This is a genomic window from Methanothermobacter marburgensis str. Marburg (assembly GCF_000145295.1).
In the GTDB taxonomy this organism is placed as follows: domain Archaea; phylum Methanobacteriota; class Methanobacteria; order Methanobacteriales; family Methanothermobacteraceae; genus Methanothermobacter; species Methanothermobacter marburgensis.
On record NC_014408.1, the window covers coordinates 1,004,327 to 1,021,984 of the forward strand.

Annotated in this window: 19 protein-coding genes and 1 pseudogene; 15 read left to right on the top strand and 5 right to left on the bottom strand. The window is 49.7% G+C overall.

Going from position 1 to position 17,658, the window contains the following annotated elements:
• Positions 1–3 precede the first annotated feature (3 nt).
• Positions 4–426 (bottom strand): NfeD family protein, encoded by a 423-nt coding sequence (locus tag MTBMA_RS05280; RefSeq protein WP_013295898.1) that lies wholly within the window; start codon positions 424–426, stop codon positions 4–6.
• Positions 427–651: 225 nt separating this feature from the next.
• On the opposite strand from MTBMA_RS05280, the gene MTBMA_RS05285 reads away from it, so the two are divergent.
• The 4 genes from MTBMA_RS05285 (at position 652) to afpA (ending at position 3,858) form a co-directional block, all read left to right on the top strand.
• A complete protein-coding gene (locus MTBMA_RS05285) occupies positions 652–1,053 on the top strand; it encodes a transcriptional regulator (RefSeq protein ID WP_013295899.1) in 402 nt (133 codons plus the stop codon).
• A gap of 126 nt (positions 1,054–1,179) precedes the next feature.
• A complete protein-coding gene (locus MTBMA_RS05290) occupies positions 1,180–2,292 on the top strand; it encodes an ABC transporter permease (protein ID WP_013295900.1) in 1,113 nt (370 codons plus the stop codon).
• A gap of 8 nt (positions 2,293–2,300) precedes the next feature.
• On the top strand, positions 2,301–2,954 hold the full coding sequence (locus MTBMA_RS05295; protein WP_013295901.1) for an ABC transporter ATP-binding protein: 654 nt from the start codon (positions 2,301–2,303) through the stop codon (positions 2,952–2,954).
• 331 nt (positions 2,955–3,285) lie between these two features.
• Positions 3,286–3,858 carry an archaeoflavoprotein AfpA gene (afpA, locus tag MTBMA_RS05300; RefSeq protein WP_013295902.1) on the top strand — a complete coding sequence of 191 codons (573 nt, stop codon included), beginning with the start codon at positions 3,286–3,288 and terminating at the stop codon, positions 3,856–3,858.
• A 25-nt stretch (positions 3,859–3,883) separates the two neighbouring features.
• Here the strand turns inward: afpA and MTBMA_RS05305 are convergent, their stop codons facing one another.
• Positions 3,884–4,210 (bottom strand): hypothetical protein, encoded by a 327-nt coding sequence (locus MTBMA_RS05305; protein WP_013295903.1) that lies wholly within the window; start codon positions 4,208–4,210, stop codon positions 3,884–3,886.
• Between the two features lie 73 nt (positions 4,211–4,283).
• Positions 4,284–4,766 (bottom strand): adenosine-specific kinase, encoded by a 483-nt coding sequence (locus MTBMA_RS05310; RefSeq protein WP_013295904.1) that lies wholly within the window; start codon positions 4,764–4,766, stop codon positions 4,284–4,286.
• A gap of 134 nt (positions 4,767–4,900) precedes the next feature.
• Between MTBMA_RS05310 and MTBMA_RS05315 the strand changes: the two genes are divergently transcribed.
• From MTBMA_RS05315 to trxB, 8 genes and pseudogenes are all read left to right on the top strand, one after another.
• A complete protein-coding gene (locus MTBMA_RS05315; RefSeq protein ID WP_013295905.1) occupies positions 4,901–5,449 on the top strand; it encodes a helix-turn-helix domain-containing protein in 549 nt (182 codons plus the stop codon).
• 10 nt (positions 5,450–5,459) lie between these two features.
• Positions 5,460–7,139, top strand: coding sequence for an AMP-binding protein (locus tag MTBMA_RS05320; RefSeq protein ID WP_013295906.1), 1,680 nt, complete (start codon positions 5,460–5,462; stop codon positions 7,137–7,139).
• Positions 7,136–7,375 carry a 3-methyl-2-oxobutanoate dehydrogenase subunit VorC gene (gene vorC / locus MTBMA_RS05325; protein ID WP_013295907.1) on the top strand — a complete coding sequence of 80 codons (240 nt, stop codon included), beginning with the start codon at positions 7,136–7,138 and terminating at the stop codon, positions 7,373–7,375. Before MTBMA_RS05320 ends, vorC begins: the two co-directional genes overlap by 4 nt.
• On the top strand, positions 7,356–8,414 hold the full coding sequence (vorB, locus tag MTBMA_RS05330; protein WP_013295908.1) for a 3-methyl-2-oxobutanoate dehydrogenase subunit VorB: 1,059 nt from the start codon (positions 7,356–7,358) through the stop codon (positions 8,412–8,414). Before vorC ends, vorB begins: the two co-directional genes overlap by 20 nt.
• A pseudogene (locus MTBMA_RS05335) lies at positions 8,407–9,843 on the top strand (2-oxoacid:acceptor oxidoreductase family protein). The gene vorB and the pseudogene MTBMA_RS05335 overlap by 8 nt, the downstream one beginning before the upstream one ends.
• Positions 9,843–11,159, top strand: a complete 1,317-nt coding sequence (gene gatD / locus MTBMA_RS05340) for a Glu-tRNA(Gln) amidotransferase subunit GatD (protein ID WP_013295911.1) — start codon at positions 9,843–9,845, stop codon at positions 11,157–11,159. Before MTBMA_RS05335 ends, gatD begins: the two are co-directional and overlap by 1 nt.
• Positions 11,156–13,015, top strand: a complete 1,860-nt coding sequence (gatE, locus tag MTBMA_RS05345; protein WP_013295912.1) for a Glu-tRNA(Gln) amidotransferase subunit GatE — start codon at positions 11,156–11,158, stop codon at positions 13,013–13,015. Before gatD ends, gatE begins: the two co-directional genes overlap by 4 nt.
• Positions 13,016–13,201: 186 nt before the next feature.
• Positions 13,202–14,110 (top strand): thioredoxin-disulfide reductase, encoded by a 909-nt coding sequence (trxB, locus tag MTBMA_RS05350; RefSeq protein ID WP_013295913.1) that lies wholly within the window; start codon positions 13,202–13,204, stop codon positions 14,108–14,110.
• A gap of 11 nt (positions 14,111–14,121) precedes the next feature.
• On the opposite strand, the gene MTBMA_RS05355 is transcribed toward trxB, so the two are convergent.
• Together MTBMA_RS05355 and MTBMA_RS09075 are read right to left on the bottom strand one after the other, a co-directional pair.
• Positions 14,122–15,036, bottom strand: a complete 915-nt coding sequence (locus MTBMA_RS05355; protein WP_013295914.1) for a restriction endonuclease — start codon at positions 15,034–15,036, stop codon at positions 14,122–14,124.
• A gap of 16 nt (positions 15,037–15,052) precedes the next feature.
• Complete coding sequence (locus MTBMA_RS09075) at positions 15,053–15,196, bottom strand: hypothetical protein (protein ID WP_013295915.1); 144 nt, start codon at positions 15,194–15,196, stop codon at positions 15,053–15,055.
• A gap of 60 nt (positions 15,197–15,256) precedes the next feature.
• Between MTBMA_RS09075 and MTBMA_RS05360 the strand changes: the two genes are divergently transcribed.
• The 3 genes from MTBMA_RS05360 (at position 15,257) to msrB (ending at position 17,635) form a co-directional block, all read left to right on the top strand.
• Positions 15,257–15,817: a GMP synthase subunit A gene (locus MTBMA_RS05360; RefSeq protein WP_013295916.1), complete on the top strand. Its 561-nt coding sequence runs from the start codon at positions 15,257–15,259 to the stop codon at positions 15,815–15,817.
• A gap of 176 nt (positions 15,818–15,993) precedes the next feature.
• A complete protein-coding gene (gene guaA, locus MTBMA_RS05365; protein WP_013295917.1) occupies positions 15,994–16,920 on the top strand; it encodes a glutamine-hydrolyzing GMP synthase in 927 nt (308 codons plus the stop codon).
• 259 nt (positions 16,921–17,179) lie between these two features.
• Positions 17,180–17,635, top strand: coding sequence for a peptide-methionine (R)-S-oxide reductase MsrB (msrB, locus tag MTBMA_RS05370; RefSeq protein ID WP_048901208.1), 456 nt, complete (start codon positions 17,180–17,182; stop codon positions 17,633–17,635).
• The last annotated feature ends 23 nt before the right edge of the window (positions 17,636–17,658 follow it).

Sequence of the window (17,658 nt, forward strand, 5' to 3'; positions counted from 1 at the left end):
CTTTCATTCCTCCAGTTTTTCAACAACGAGTTTAACTCCCTCAATTGCCTTCACCTTCACCCTGTCACCCTCTTTAAGAGCCGCGTCTGACCTTGCCCTCCAGGTTTCACCGTCGACCCTCACAAGACCAGAGCTCTGGGGTGTGATTGCCTCTGTCACGGTTCCCTCCCTTCCTATGAGTCTATCTGCAACCGCCTTCTTTGATGGCTCACCTGTTATGCGCGCGGCGAATGGCCTTGAAATAGCAAGGAGGATAACTGAAACAACAATGAATGTAACAAACTGTACCGTTGTATCGAATCCAAGGTATCCAAGTACCGCTGCTGCCAGTGCCCCGAAGGCGAACCAGAGAAGAAAGAATCCCGCGGTCAGCATTTCGCCTATGAGGCATATGGCAGCTATTATCACCCATGACTCAGGTCCCATGATCCCACCACCAGTTAATAATCTACTCCATGTTTATATTATTTACTGTTACCCAGTGTTATTCAACTATTAAATATTGTCACAGTCATGGATATAATCATTTATAATATAATATTTTGAAATTTATTATTACGTTTATCGGATTAATTGAAATTTTAATAATAATTTTTTATAAAAAAGTATTTATAGTGGTGTCCCATAATAAATTCAACGGAGGTGGAAATCGTGAGTGGCGAAGATGAACTGAAATTTCTTGTGCTGGGTTACAGGATCAGTGAAGGTAAAACCCAGAGGGAACTTGCAGATGAACTCGGTGCCCATGTGGACATTGTAATAGCAATGGAGAACGGCACCTACAGGCACCCCACAAGGAGGCTTCTTAACAGAATCCATGAACTCACCGGGGAATATGAGGTGAAAAGAAGGTACTTCATAAACATTGGAAAGGGTTACAGGTTGAGGGAAAGGCTTGGACCCCAGTTCAGGTACTTTATCCGTGGCCTTGATAAAATGAAGTACATAAGCATGGAAGAACTTGAGAAGATGCCAGAAGCCGAATGTTACAGCACCATAGGCACTGTGGACCTGGACGCATTTGAGGTTCTAAGGGCAGGAAAGATGTCCTGAAAATCCACCTATTCTTTAATATTTACCATTTTGATCCCTGAAACAGAAAAAGTGTCCTGAAACCCCTCAAATTATTTATTTTTGGATTAGTCAACATTATTAAGGTTCGGATTCATATACCTAAACATGAGGTTCATAACACTCATTCTGAAGAATCCGTTCAGAAGCCGTGCAAGGAGTCTCCTTGCAATAACAGGTATCGCGATTGGAATTGCAACCATTGTAACCCTTGGAGTGATAACCGAGGGCCTGAAGGCATCAACAGAGAACACCCTCAAGGCGGGTGGCGCCGACTTCACGATTGTGGAGTCCAATGTCTCGGACATGTTCTTCAGCAAGATAGATGAGGAATACGTGGATAAGGTGCGGAACGTGAGCGGGGTCGAGGACGCTGTTGGAATACTCATGGCTGTACAGCCCCTTGACGACAACCCCTACTTTGTACTGATAGGGATAGATCCTGCCAAGATAAACATGAGCCAGATAAAGATAACTGATGGCAGGACCCTGACGGATCCAGATGCAGATGAGGTCATAATCGGTAAGGTGGCCTCAGAGAACCATGGCAAGGGCGTTGGTGATACAATAAAGATAAAGAACCGTGAGTACCGTATCGTCGGGATATTTGAATCCGGTGACATGCAGCAGGACGGAGGGGCCTTTATTTCACTCAAAAAACTCCAGAAAATAGAGGAGAAGGAGGGTAAGGTCACCATGATCTACGTTAAAATGACCAGAAATTCAAGGGTGGAGGACGTCACAGACCGCATCGAGAAACGTTACAATGACCTCACAACCATAGCCTCACTTGAGGACCTCCAGAGCGTTGACCAGGGCCTGCAGACCATAGACACCGCAACCTGGGCCATATCACTCCTCGCCATAATAATAGGTGGAATTGGAGTTATAAACACCATGATAATGTCTGTATTTGAGAGAACAAGGGAGATCGGAGTTCTGAAGGCTGTCGGCTGGAGGGACCGCAGGATTCTCGTTATGATACTCGGGGAATCTGTGGTTCTGACTGTGATCGCAGGTATTGTGGGTTCAGTGCTTGGTGTTGCAGCCATACAGGTGCTCCTTGAGCTTGGAATGAGGGGATTCATAGAGCCAGTATACAGCCCTGAGATCTTCATGAGGGCCTTTGCAGTCGCCCTCAGCGTGGGTGTTCTCGGCGGACTGTACCCTGCCTACCGGGCATCAAGGCTCGCCCCCACAGAGGCACTGAGGTACGAGTAGGTGGTTCCATGAAGGCCATAGAGGTGAGAAACCTTAAGAAGAGCTTTGATGGGGGTAAGATAAGGGCCCTTAATGGTGTTGACCTTGAAGTTGAAATGGGTGAGTTCATCTCAATCATGGGGCCATCAGGTTCAGGTAAATCCACCCTCCTCAACATGATAGGCGCCCTTGATGTCCCTGACTCAGGCACCATCAAGGTCGCTGGAAGGGATCTTTCAGAGGAGAGGGACCTGAGTCGTTTAAGGGCCGAGGAAATAGGCTTCGTGTTCCAGCTGCATAACCTCATACCCAGCCTCACCGCCCTTGAAAACGTTGAGATACCCATGTTTGCTGTGAAGCACGTTAACATGGAGGAGCGTGCAATGGAGCTCCTTGAACAGGTAGGCCTCGGTGATAAGGCTGACCGGAGGCCCACGGAACTCTCTGGTGGTGAACGCCAGAGGGTTGCAATTGCCAGGGCCCTGGCCAATAACCCGTCAATAATCCTTGCAGATGAACCTACGGGGGCTCTTGACTCAAAGACAAGCAGAAATATACTCCAGATGCTTCAGAAGCTTCAGGATGAGGAGGGGGTTACCCTTGTTGTTGTCACCCATGAGCCCCATGTGGCTGAGATGGCCTCAAGAACCATAAGGATACTTGATGGTGTGATCGTGGATTGAGGTAAGCGTAGCCAGGGCTTCATAGGCTCTGGAACTTATAAGAAGGTGACTTTAGCTGGACAACACATCAGCTACTGAAATGTAATTTCAGTGCCCTGTGCAGTAGGCCATTTAAGGTATTAAAAGCACTTATTAGTTTTTTAGAGTTTAATGGTCATGAAATCATTTCAAAATCCCTGAATCCCACTTCAAGGTTTTCCTGGTTGAATGCCAGACAAAAGAATCGTCGATTTATCCTCGGATCACGGGTCAAAGCTCTCCATGCTATCACATGATCATGACATCATATGCAACCCAAATTTGATTAATAAGTTCCAACATATTATGAACCATGACTGAAAAACTGACTGTTGCCTGGTGTATCACCGGGGCCGGGGAGAAACTTACTGAAACCTACGAAATAATGAAGGACATCAAAAAGATCTATGGGGATCATATCAAAATCGACGTCTTTATATCCAAGGCAGGTGACCAGGTTGTCAAGTACTATGGCCTCTACAGGGACCTTGAGACCAGCTTTGACAGAAAATGGGTTGAAATAAACGCCAATTCACCCTTCCTTGCAGGCCAGGTCCAGCTTGGTAAGTATGACTTCATACTTGTGGCTCCCTGCACCTCCAACAGCACAGCCAAGATATCCCTGAGGATAGGGGATACCCTTGTTACAAATGCCGTTATAATGGCCCAGAAGGCCTCTGTCCCTGTCTACATCATGCCATCGGATTACAGTGAGGGGAAGGTTATCACGACACTTCCAAACGGTAAGAAACTGGAACTCAAAATAACCAGGGAGGACGTTGAACACGTAAAGAGGATATCAAGGATGGACAAAACAGAGGTTTTCAGTGACCCTGACAAAATCTACAAGATCTTTGAGGAGTGGACCTACCCCAAGGATCAATGAAAATTTAAAAAATGAATTTAAATTTTTACTCCTGCAGTTCCTGGATGGTCACACCGTAGGTGTAGACCGTCATTCCCTCCTCTTCAGTCTGACTGAAGGGTGCTGTCCCCTTGAAGTAGGCCTTAACCTCACCGGTATCTGCGATATTCATTGTGAGAGGTTCCATATCAGTCATTGATTCAAAAAATGCCATTGCGGCCTCTATGTCCCCCTTATCCGGACTTTCAAAGGTTATTGAGAGTGTACCTTTCTGTTTTTCCTTCATCCGGACCCTGTTCTGGTTTATTTCAAAGATGTTTTCGCCCTTATTTTTGTTTCCGCTCTCCTTAACAAAAACCACTGTATCTGACATTTAAACAACCCCCGTATTATTATTGGGCGGGGTGTTTAATATAATTTTGGCCCTCCCTGACTATGTGGCTCCACTAAAACTTGTATCCGATAAGGCGAAGGAACCTCTTTCTCTCGGCGATATCCTCCTCATCCTCTATACCCTCAGGTCTGCTGCCATCTATGACCCCCAGGATCCCCCTCCCCTGCTCTGTCTCGGCAATGATGACCTCAACAGGGTTTGCGGTGGCACAGTAGATGTTAACAACCTCCGGCACATTCTTTATCCGCTGCAGCACGTTTATGGGGAATGCTTCCCTGAGGAACACTATGAAAGAGTGTCCTGCTCCAATTTCAAGCATGGTCTCTGCTGCAAGCTCCTCAAGTTCCTCATCATTTCCGGCATGCCTCACAAGGCAGTCCCCGGATGCCTCGGCAAATGCCACCCCAAATTTTGCCTGGGGAACCGTGTTCACAATGGCCTCATATATGTCCTCAACAGTCTTTATGAAGTGGCTCTGCCCGAGTATCAGGTTCAGGTCCTCCTGGGGCTCTATTCTGACCGTCTTTATCTCCATGAAAAGACCTCCTTTCAATATATTTTTATTATGTGTAACTTAAATCATTAAAGGAGGAGAAATGTATTTAAGGCAGAAGACATTTATCATTAATAATCATTATTATTTTTTTCTGGCACTTATGAGGTGTAACCATGAAAGAGAAAAGTAAGGAGATTGGTTCCCGTGTAAGGGAACTGAGGGAACTTTCAGAAATCACAGAAGATGAAATGGCCAGTTACCTGAACATTGACGTGGAAACCTACCGCCGCTATGAGACCGGAGAGGAGGACATCCCGGCAAGCATACTCTTTGAGATAGCCCACAAGATGGGCGTTGACATGGGACTTCTGCTCACAGGTGAGGAGACAAGGATGCACATCTTCACCGTCACCCGCAAGGGCAAGGGGGTGGAGGTTGAGAGGAGAAAACAGTACCGCTACGAGAACCTGGCAGAGAAGTTCATACACAAGAAGGCCGAACCATTCATAGTCACAGTGGAGCCCCGGGACGGAAAACCAAAGACCAACAGCCACCCAGGGCAGGAATTCAACTACGTCCTTGAGGGGCGCATAAGGTTCTACATACACGACAATGAGATAATACTGAATGAGGGAGACTCCATATTCTTTGACTCATCATATGAACATGCCATGGAGGCCCTGGACGGTAAAAGGGCCAGATTCCTTGCAATAATAATGTAGAGGTGTGCCAATGACTGCTCTCATACATGAATTCGTTAACCGTGTTGAATTTGACTCCTACGAGGATTTCCGTGATAATTTCCAGATAAAGATACCTGATAACTTCAACTTTGCATACGACGTGGTTGACCGCTACGCAGAGATTGAACCCGACAAGACAGCCATCGTCTGGTGCAACGACAGTGGAGATGAAAGGAGGATAACCTTCGGTGAACTCAGGGAACTCTCAGACAGGGCAGCCAGTTTCTTCACCAGGGAGGGTATAGAGAAGGGTGACACTGTCATGCTGACCCTAAAGGCAAGGTACGACTTCTGGTACTCCCTCCTGGGACTTCACAAGATAGGCGCCATTGCAATACCAGCCACACACATGCTCAAGGAGAAGGACATCATCTACCGTATAAGGGAAGCCGATATAAGGATGGTTGTCTGCATAGCAGAGGACGGAGTGCCTGATGTATTTGACAGTGCCATTGATGAACTTGGGGCAGACGTTAAAAGGGTCATCGTCGGTGACCTGGAAAAGGAAGGATGGATAAACCTCAGGAAGGAACTCAGTGATATCCAGGAGGACTTCCAGGCCCCTGAAGACCGCCCCGGTGGAAAGGATACGCTGCTTGTGTACTTCTCATCAGGCACAACCGGTATGCCCAAGATGATAGAGCACGACCACACCTACCCCCTCGGCCACATAATAACCGCAAAGTACTGGCAGAATGTCAGAGAGAACGGCCTCCACTACACGGTCGCAGACACAGGCTGGGCCAAGGCCATGTGGGGGCAGATCTATGGACAGTGGATAGCTGGAAGCGCCGTATTTGTCTACGATTATGATCGCTTTGACCCCGAGAAAATGCTTGAGAAGCTTGAAAAGTATGACATAACAACCTTCTGCGCCCCCCCAACCATATACAGGTTCCTCATAAAGGAGGACCTCTCACGCTACGACCTATCAGGCATAGAATACGCGGTGACAGCGGGGGAACCCCTCAACCCTGAGGTCTTTGAGAGGTTCAAGGAGCACACAGGACTTGAGCTCATGGAGGGCTTCGGTCAGACAGAGTGCGTTGTGTGCATAGCAAACTTCCCCTGGATGGAACCAAAGCCCGGTTCGATGGGAAAACCATCACCGGGCTACCAGGTTGAACTCGTGGACAGGAACGGTGAACCCGTGGACGTGGGTGAAGAAGGTGAGATAGTCATAAAAACAGAGGATGGTAAACCGATAGGACTCTTCAACGGCTACTACAGGAACCCGGAGAAGACATCAGAGGTATGGTACGGCGGTTACTACCACACAGGGGACACAGCCTGGATGGACGAGGACGGGTACATGTGGTTCGTTGGGAGAACCGATGACATAATAAAGAGTTCAGGTTACCGTATAGGGCCCTTTGAGGTTGAAAGCGCCATCATATCCCACCCATCGGTCCTTGAATGCGCAGTTACCGGCTACCCTGACCCCATAAGGGGACAGGTTGTCAAGGCAACCGTGGTGCTTGCAAAGGGATATGAACCATCAGAGGAACTGAAGAAGGAGATACAGGACCATGTGAAAAGGGTGACCGCACCCTACAAGTACCCCAGGATAGTTGAATTTGTTGATGAACTGCCCAAGACCATAAGCGGTAAGATAAGGCGTGTTGAGATCAGACAGCATGACCTTGAGGGAGACGGTGAAAACCAATGAAGAAGGCCTACCCGGTAATAAACAGGGTCGAATGCAAGGCATGTGAGCGGTGTATAATCGCATGCCCCAGGAAAGTGCTTTACATGAGCAATAAGATCAACGAGAGGGGTTACCACTACGTTGAGTACCGTGGCGAGGGATGCAACGGCTGCGGGAACTGCTACTACACCTGCCCCGAGATCAACGCAATAGAGGTCCACATAGAGAGGTGTGAAGATGGCGACACAGATGGTTAAGGGTAACACCGCCGTGATAATAGGGGCCATGTATGCTGGCTGTGACTGCTACTTCGGATACCCGATAACACCAGCAAGTGAGATACTCCACGAGGCCTCAAGGTACTTCCCCCTGGTGGGGAGGAAGTTTGTGCAGGCAGAATCAGAGGAGGCAGCCATAAATATGGTCTACGGTGCAGCTGCAGCCGGCCACAGGGTCATGACAGCATCCTCAGGGCCAGGTATGAGCCTCAAACAGGAGGGAATATCCTTCCTTGCAGGTGCTGAGCTTCCTGCGGTCATCGTGGATGTCATGAGGGCAGGTCCGGGACTCGGGAACATCGGGCCGGAGCAGGCAGACTACAACCAGCTGGTGAAGGGCGGTGGACATGGAAACTACAGGAATATCGTCCTTGCACCCAACAGTGTACAGGAGATGTGCGACCTCACAATGGATGCCTTTGAACTGGCAGACAAATACAGGAACCCAGTTATAATACTTGCAGACGCCGTCCTGGGGCAGATGGCAGAACCCCTCCGCTTCCCTGAAAGGGCCGTGGAGCACAGGCCGGACACATCCTGGGCTGTATGCGGCAGCAGGGAAACCATGAAGAACCTCGTAACCTCCATATTCCTTGACTTCGATGAACTCGAGGAGTTCAACTTCTACCTCCAGGAAAAATATGCGGCGGTGGAGGAGAATGAGGTGAGATACGAGGAATACATGGTTGAGGATGCTGAAATTGTACTCGTGGCGTATGGTATAAGCAGCAGGGTTGCGAAGAGCGCGGTTGACACAGCAAGGGCAGATGGCATAAAAGTGGGACTTCTGAGGCCCATAACGCTATTCCCATTCCCATCAGAAAGAATCAGGGAACTTGCAGAGGGTGGCTGCACCTTCATATCGGTTGAGATGAGCAGCGGCCAGATGAGGGAAGATATAAAGATGGCCTCAGGCTGCAGGGATGTTGAACTCGTAAACAGGATGGGTGGAAACCTCATAGAACTGAGGGACATCCTCAGGAAAATCAGAGAAATCGCGGGGGAATCCAATGACTAAAAAGGTGATCAGGAAACCAGATTCACTCCACGAGGTATTCGAGAGGAAGGGTGGAAGCGCCCCCACAGCCACACACTACTGTGCAGGCTGCGGCCATGGAATACTCCACAAGCTCATAGGTGAGGCCATTGATGAACTGGGTATACAGGAGCGTTCAGTAATGATAAGCCCGGTTGGCTGTGCGGTTTTCGCCTACTACTACTTTGACTGCGGAAACGTCCAGGTGGCCCATGGAAGGGCCCCTGCAGTGGGGACAGGGATATCACGTGCATAGGACACCCCCGTGGTCTTACTCTACCAGGGTGACGGGGACCTTGCATCCATCGGCCTCAATGAGACGATACAGGCCGCAAACCGTGGTGAGAAAATGGCGGTCTTCTTTGTCAACAACACCGTCTACGGTATGACAGGCGGTCAGATGGCGCCAACAACCCTCATAGGTGAAGTGACAGTCACATGTCCCGGTGGGAGGGACCCCCGATATGCAGGTTACCCGCTACATATGTGTGAACTCCTCGACAACCTCCAGGCCCCGGTTTTCATAGAGAGGGTCTCCCTTGCAGACCCAAAAAGCATAAGGAAGGCCAAAAGAGCTGTTAAAAGAGCCCTTGAAATCCAGAGGGATGGGAAGGGCTACGCATTTGTTGAGGTACTATCACCATGCCCCACAAACCTCAGGCAGGACGCCGAGGGTGCTGAAAGGTTCCTGAAGGAGGAAATGGAGAGGGAATTCCCCGTGAAGAACTTCAGGGACCGCTCATCCGAGACAGAACCCCTCATAAGATCAGAGAGTGACTTCTCAAGGGAGAGCCTGGACCGCATATTCCAGATAAAGGAGGACTCGGTGCCAGACCCTGTGGATGACCCTGAATTCCGGGAGGTAAGGGTTAAGATTGCAGGTTTCGGTGGCCAGGGAGTCCTTAGCATGGGACTGACACTGGCACAGGCAGCCTGCAGTGAGGGAAGACACACATCATGGTACCCTGCCTATGGGCCCGAACAGAGGGGTGGTACATCAAGCTGCGGAGTAGTTATATCAGGTGAAAGGGTGGGCTCACCGGCGGTTGACACGCCAGATGTCCTCGTGGCCTTCAACCAGCCATCCCTAGATGAATTTGCAGGTGATGTCAGGGAGGGTGGTATTGTCCTCTACGACACTGCCACCGCAGATTTCAGTAAAAAAGAGAATCTCAGGGCCATAGGTGTGCCAGCCCTTGAAATAGCAAAGGAACACGGTACAGGGAGAGCTGCCAACACCGCCATGCTGGGTGTCATGATGGCCCTTGGAATCACAGGCCTCGATGAGGAATCCTTCAGGGATGCCATAAGGTTCACCTTCTCTGGTAAGGATAAGATAATAGATATCAACCTTAAAATACTCGAGGCAGGAGCAGACTGGGCCAGGAAGAACCTTGAGGGGGAATTTTAATGTCATACCATGGATCAGCCAGGAAATTCCTTGAATCAGCCTCCATAGATGTGGGGGACACCGTTAGGGTGGAGAAACCCGATGTGACCTATGAGGGCATGGTGCTGGACCGTGCAGATGATGCAGATGACAGGCACATCGTCCTGAAACTCAAAAACGGATACAACATTGGAGTTGAAATCAGCGACGCAAAAATAGAACTCATTGAGAGGGGTTCAGAGCCAAAAATAGAGCTACCCCCGGTTGATGTGAGTGAGGACCCCAACCTGCCAGATGTATCCATAATATCAACGGGCGGTACCGTTGCATCAATAATAGACTACCGTACAGGTGCAGTGCACCCGGCCTTCACCGCAGACGACCTCCTCCGGGCCAACCCCGAACTCCTGGACATGGCAAACATAAGGGGTAAGGCCGTCCTGAACATCCTCAGTGAGAACATGAAACCCGAATACTGGGTTGAAACCGCAAGGGCCGTATACCGGGAGATAGATGCCGGTGCAGATGGTGTTGTTGTTGCACATGGAACCGACACCATGCACTACACATCCGCCGCCCTCAGCTTCATGCTCAAAACTCCAGTCCCTGTGGTCCTCACAGGCGCCCAGAGGAGTTCAGACAGGCCATCATCGGATGCAAGCCTCAACATACAGTGCTCGGTGAGGGCCGCCACCTCTGATATAGCTGAGGTCACGGTCTGCATGCATGCAACCATGGATGACCTCACCTGCCACCTCCACAGGGGCGTGAAGGTGAGGAAGATGCACACCTCAAGGAGGGACACCTTCAGGAGCATAAACGCCCTCCCCCTCGCAGAGGTAACACCAGGGGACATCAAAATACTTGACGCTGACTACAGGAAGAGGGGTTCAGCTGAACTGGAACTCCATGACAGAGTTGAGGAGAGGGTTGCCCTCATAAAGAGTTACCCTGGTATGTCTCCTGATATCATAGAATGGCACCTGGAGAGGGGCTACAAGGGACTGGTCATGGAGGGTACAGGTCTCGGGCACTGCCCCGACACACTGATACCGGTACTCAGGGAGGCCCATGATATGGGGGTCCCTGTTGCCATGACATCCCAGTGCCTAAACGGAAGGGTCAACATGAACGTCTACAGCACAGGAAGGAGGCTCCTCCAGGCGGGTGTCATACCCTGCGCAGATATGCTCCCGGAGGTCGCCTACGTCAAGATGTGCTGGGTCCTGGGACAGACATCTGAACCAGGAAGGGTGCGTGAAATGATGATGGATAACATTGCAGGGGAAATCAAGGATAGGACATCAATAGCATACTTCAGGGGGTTGATCAGATGAACTGGGATGAGATAGGACTCAAAATGGGCCTCGAGATACACCAGCAGCTTGATACAGAGAGCAAACTCTTCTGCCCTTGCAGAACAGAACTTATCGATTCAGAACCTGACCACGACATAGTGAGGAACCTCAGGCCAACCCAGAGCGAACTCGGGAAATTTGACAGGGCAGCCTTTGAGGAGGCCATGAGGAAGCTCCACTTCCACTACGAGAACTACGATGATGGAACATGCCTGGTTGAGGCAGATGAGGAGCCACCCCACCCCCTCAACAGGGAGGCCCTTGAACTTGCAGTTACAATCGCACTCCTCCTCAACATGAGGGTTGTGGATGAATTCCACACCATGAGGAAGCAGGTCATCGATGGCAGCAACACCGGGGGCTTCCAGAGGACGGGCCTTGTTGCAACCGACGGCCACCTTGAAACACCACAGGGGACTGTTAAAATAGAGAACCTCTGCCTTGAGGAGGACGCCGCAAGGAGGATCAGGGAGACAGAGGATGGTGTTGTATTCAGACTGGACCGCCTGGGCATACCCCTCGTTGAGATAACCACAGACCCATCCATCAGTGACCCCCAGCAGCTCAGGGATGTCGCATACCAGATAGGCCAGGTGCTCAGGAGCACCCGTGTTAAGAGGGGCCTCGGGACCATAAGGCAGGACCTCAACATATCCATACGTGAGGGGGCCAGGGTCGAGGTGAAGGGTGTCCAGGACCTTGACCTCATCCCGGAGATAGTTGAGAGGGAGGTCATGAGGCAGCTGAAACTGGTTGAGATAAGAAACACCCTCAGGAAGAGGGGAGCCTCGGTTGATGGGGATCTGGTTGATGTCTCAGAGGTCTTCAGGGATACGGCCTCCAGGATAATATCCTCGGCAGAGTCAGTACTCGCTGTTAAACTGATGGGCTTCCATGGACTGATAGGAACTGAAATACAGCCCGGAAGACGTTTAGGTACAGAGATGGCTGACTATGCAAAGAAGAGGGGCGTTAAGGGGATATTCCACACCGATGAACTCCCTGCCTACGGTATAACCCCCGAGGAGGTTAAAGCCCTCAGGGATGCTGTTGATGCCTCAGAGGATGATGCGGTGGTCCTGGTGGCCCATGATAGGGAGACAGCAGAGAATGCCCTCAGGGAGGTCACTAAACGTGCCAGGATGGCCATTGATGGCGTTCCAGAGGAGACCCGGAAGGCCCTCCCCGACGGAAACACCCAGTACCTCAGGCCACTTCCAACCTCAAGCAGGATGTACCTTGAAACAGACATACCGCTCTTCAGCATAGAAGAGGAATTCATCGAGTGGATCAGAAAGAACCTCCCTGAACTTCCATCAGAAAAGAGGGAGAGGCTCATAGAAGAGTACGGCCTCAGTGATGACCTGGCATCCCAGCTCGTTAAGAGGAACCTTGTTGAGGAATTCGAGGCCCTCGCAGAGTTCAGGGTTGATGTGACCGTGGTAGCATCACTCCTCGCCTACACCCTCAGGGAACTTGGAAGGGAGGGCCATGATATGGACAGTATCGGCATTGACGAACTCAGAGACGTCATCAGACTCCTTGAGGAGGGTAAGGTGTCAAAGGATGCTCTCAGGGACATAGTTGCCTGCATGGCCGATGATGGTGTAACAGCAGGTGAGGCTGCAGAGAAACTGGACCTCCTGCTCCTTACAGAGGATGAGGTTGAGGCTGTGATAGATGAGATCATTGAGCTTAACCATGAAATGATCCAGGAGAGGGGTATGGGTGCAATGGGACCCCTGATGGGTCAGGCCATGGGTAGGCTGCGTGGTAGAGCCGATGGTAAGATTGTAAACAGGATACTGAACTCAAAAATCCGGGAAAGACTCTAGAAACCTCATTTTACATTTTTAGTTCACAAAAATATATTACCTTTTTCAATGCAAACTTAAATCCAGCTTAGTCCCCTTAAACAACCTCATAATCACAATATACCATTAATTTTTTTAATGTAGATAGGTCATTTACTTAAATCTTTATCTCAATCAAAAACCAAGATAAAACCTGAAGGTGGTATGATGACTGATTACGACATAATAGTTATAGGGGCTGGCCCCGCAGGACTAACAGCAGGTATCTACGGTGGAAGGCAGGGAAGTCGTGTTCTCATGCTGGATAAGGGCCCTGCAGGTGGACTGGGCCTTGAGGTCCCCATGATGGAGAATTACCCTGGATTTGAAATGATAGCCGGGATGAGCCTTGTCACCAAAATGAAGAAACAGGCCACGAAGGTGGCTGAGCTCAGGGAAATGGAGGAAGTGAAGGAGATAGAGAAGGATGACGTGTTCACAGTCAGGACCTCAAGGGACACCTACACGGCCTCCGCACTGATCTTTGCAACAGGAAGCAGGCACAGGCAGCTGGGTGTGCCAGGCGAGAACGAACTCCTTGGAAGGGGTGTGTGTTACTGTGCAACCTGTGACGGCCCACTCTACAGGGGCAGGAAGGTCCTCATGGTTGGTGGAGGAAACAGCGCAGCCCAGGAGGCAGTGTTCCTCAAAAACATAGGGTGTGACGTCAGCATAGTCCACAGGAGGGATGAACTGAGGGCCGACAGGTACCTTCAGGAAAAGCTGAAGGAAATGAACATCCCTGTGATATGGAACTCTGTTGTAACCGAGATAAGGGGTGATGATAGGGTTGAGGAGGTCATGATACACAACCGTGTAACAGGTGAGGATGAGGCCCTGAAGGTTGATGGGATATTCATATCCATAGGTGAAGAGCCCCTCAATCAGCTCGCAGTTGAACTGGGTGTTGAGGTGGATGATGGCGGCTACATCATAACAGATAAAAGGCAGAGGACAAACATCCCCCTTGTATACGCGGCGGGGGATATCACCGGGGGCCTGAACCAGTGGGTAACAGCATGTGCAGAGGGGGCAATTGCAGCAACCTATGCCTACAGTGAAATACAGAGACTCTGAAGGGATTCTCCTCATTCAGAAAAATAATCATTATCAATCTTTTTAACAGAATAGGAGGCCACCTCAGTTACACCCACACCATGTTCAATCATATAGTTCGCCATCTGCATCCCATCAACAAGCACTATCCTGCTATCAATTTTGGAAACGTATTCTCTTGCACCTTCCGTAAAATTCGATGTGGTTATGAATATGCCCTTCGCTGCCCTCTTACCCTGCAGTGCACCCGCAAATTTCTGGATCTCGGGACGGGACACTGAACTGTTCCACCTTTTAGCCTGTATGTAGATAACCTCAAGTCCCAGTCTGTCCTCCTTTATTATTCCGTCGACTCCACCGTCCCCCTGCCTGCCAATGGCACTCCCTGCATCCTCCCTGGATCCTCCATAACCCATCCTCACAAGTAGATCCACAACAAGTCGTTCAAAGAATTCAGGTGAGCTGTTCCTGACCATATCCAGGATTTCGGCTGCGAGGCCCTTCCTGAGTTCATCATAGGCCCTTTCAAGTCTCTCCTCAGGGGTGAGCCTCTCCCTACTCGAATTGGTCCTTTTTTGAAGCTTTTTACGGGTCTTCCTTGGTTTCCCTGATCCCCCACGAAACTCTGCAAATTCAGGGAACTGCATCAGAAAATCAACGTCAATGGCATGCGGATCCCCCTTAAGAATCTCCAATCCGCGCTCTGTGATATTAAAAAATCCCCTTTTCCTTGATTCAAGAAGACCCGCCTTCTTGAGGTATGTCTTGGCCCATGAAACCCTGCCTTTGAATTTTGGCGAGCCACTCGGCATAAGTTCGTTTAAATCGTCCTGGGATAACTGGAACTCCTCTGCAAGTTTTTCTATGGACCCATTTAAACTCTGCTCTCCCTCAGCTGCCAGCCTCAGGATGGGTAACATTATATCCTGAAAATCAGGGACCGCCATATGCACCCCTCCGGTGTCATCTTCCCTCTCTGAGGAAGACATATATCACATAGGCGATTATAAGAACCACTATAACCGGCAGCAGCCAGACAAGAACATAGAATGCCACAACCGCAAGTACAAGTGCAACCAGAATGTAAATTATATCCATGGCCTCCATAATATTTAATTATCCAATGAAATATAAATAGATTTTCAGAATCAGACAGGGAGAATGTTTATGATACTCATCATCAATAATCACGGCCAGTACAACCACAGAATACACAGGACACTCCGGTATCTCCAGATACCATCCAGTCTCGTGCCCAACACAACACCGCTGGATGAGATCATCTCAATGGAACCAGATGGCCTCATACTCGGTGGCGGCCCATCACTTGAGATGGCAGGTAACTGTGTTGAGTACATCCAGAAACTCGATATTCCGATACTGGGTATCTGCCTGGGCCACCAGCTCATAGCCATGGCCTACGGTGGGGAGGTTGCAACCGCCGAGGCAGAGAGCTACGCCCAGATAGAACTGGAGATACTGGACGAGGATGACATCTTCAGGGGCCTCGGCCCCAGGATGAGCGTATGGGCCTCCCACAAGGATGAGGTTAAGAGGCTCCCCGAGGACTTCAATGTTCTTGCAACCTCAAGCATATGTGAGGTGGAGGCCATGAAACACCATGAAAGGCCAGTATACGGTATACAGTTCCACCCTGAGGTACACCATACACAGGATGGTCACCGGGTCTTCGAAAACTTCCATGAGGTCTGTGAAAACCTCCAATAGAAACACCTTCAAAAAAAACCTCTGAAAACTTCCATGAAGTCCGCAGAAACATCTAATATAAAGGTTTCATAAGAGACACCCAACATCAGGCAAAGATTTCATGGAAAAGGCTGACCTTAACATTAAATAGGAGCCACACAAATAATTAAACCAATCATTTTTATCCGGTGATATTAATGCTGAATCCATCTGATTTTATCCAGAAAGCTGTGGAAGAGATAAGAAATACCGTGGGTGATGAAAAGGCAATAATAGCACTCTCAGGAGGAGTTGACAGTTCAGTGGCCTCTGTACTTGCAGGTAAGGCCATAGGTGATAACCTGACAGCGGTCTTCGTTGACCATGGACTCCTCAGGGAGGGCGAGGCAGAATACGTGAAGAAAACCTTCAGTGATAGGCTTAACTTCCGATACATTGATGCATCAGACGAGTTCCTGGGGGAACTTGAGGGTGTGACGGACCCTGAGGAGAAACGCAAGATAATCGGGAGGGTCTTCATTGAGGTCTTTGAACGCGTTGCAGAGGAGATAGGCGCGAGGTACCTGGTGCAGGGTACCATAGCCCCCGACTGGATCGAGAGTGAGGGTAAGATAAAATCCCACCACAACGTTGCACTCCCCCATGGACTGGTGCTTGAGATAGTGGAACCAATAAGGGAACTGTACAAGGATGAGGTGCGGGAAATTGGCCTTGAACTCGGCCTTCCCCGTGAGATGATCCAGAGGCAGCCATTCCCTGGTCCTGGACTTGCGGTGAGGATCGTGGGTGAGATAACCAGGGAGAAAATAGAGATATGCAGGAGGGCCAACGCCATCGTGGAGGAGGAGGTCCTTGAAAGCGGACTCCATGAGAGCCTCTGGCAGTACTTTGCTGTGCTCACAGACACCATGGTGACCGGTGTTAAGGGTGATGTGAGGGACTTCGGCTACCTCGTGGTCATAAGGATGGTTGAATCCCTTGATGCAATGACCGCCAGTGTCCCTGAACTCCCCTGGGACCTTGTGAAGAGGATATCAAAGCGTATAACCTCCGAGATACCTGAGGTTACACATGTGGCGCTTTCTGTGAGCGATAAGCCGCCAAGCACCATTGAATTTGCCTGAATTAGATTTGAAATTTGAGACATCCTCCATTATTCTTTCCATTATCACCATCCCGGTGAGTTTCCCGCAAATACCATCTTTTTATCATCTATCATGTCTGAATGGGGAGTTCCATTGTCTTTTAAATGACACGCAGACGATCCCTTATCATCCATCATTGGACGGTCATGAAACACTGCAGTCATGGATCTGAGATCCCTCTAAAAAGATGAATGATTATAATATAATCTAATATACATTTAAGAACATATTTCCACTCATGAGTGAAAAAATACCCATATTCTCCGCTGCAGGTGGAAATGTTGAGATGGTTGAAAAGATCGAATTAACCGTTGAGGAGTGGCGGGAGATACTCGAACCCGAGGCCTTCCGTGTTGCAAGGTGCGGAGGCACAGAACCTCCATTCACAGGCGAATACCATGACTTCCATGGTGACGGTATATACCGCTGCGTATGCTGCGGCACAGACCTTTTTGACTCAGAAACCAAATTTGATTCAGGCACAGGATGGCCAAGCTTCTATGACACCATATCAGAGTACAATGTGGAACTCAGGGAGGACCGGAGCCTTGGAATGGTGCGCTGTGAGGTCCTCTGTGCGAGGTGCGGCGCCCATCTTGGCCATGTATTCGATGACGGCCCCCTGCCAACAGGTAAGAGGTACTGTATGAACTCAGCGGCACTTAAATTCATCCCAAGGAGCCAGATACGCTGAGGTTCAAATATAGAGGCCTGGAG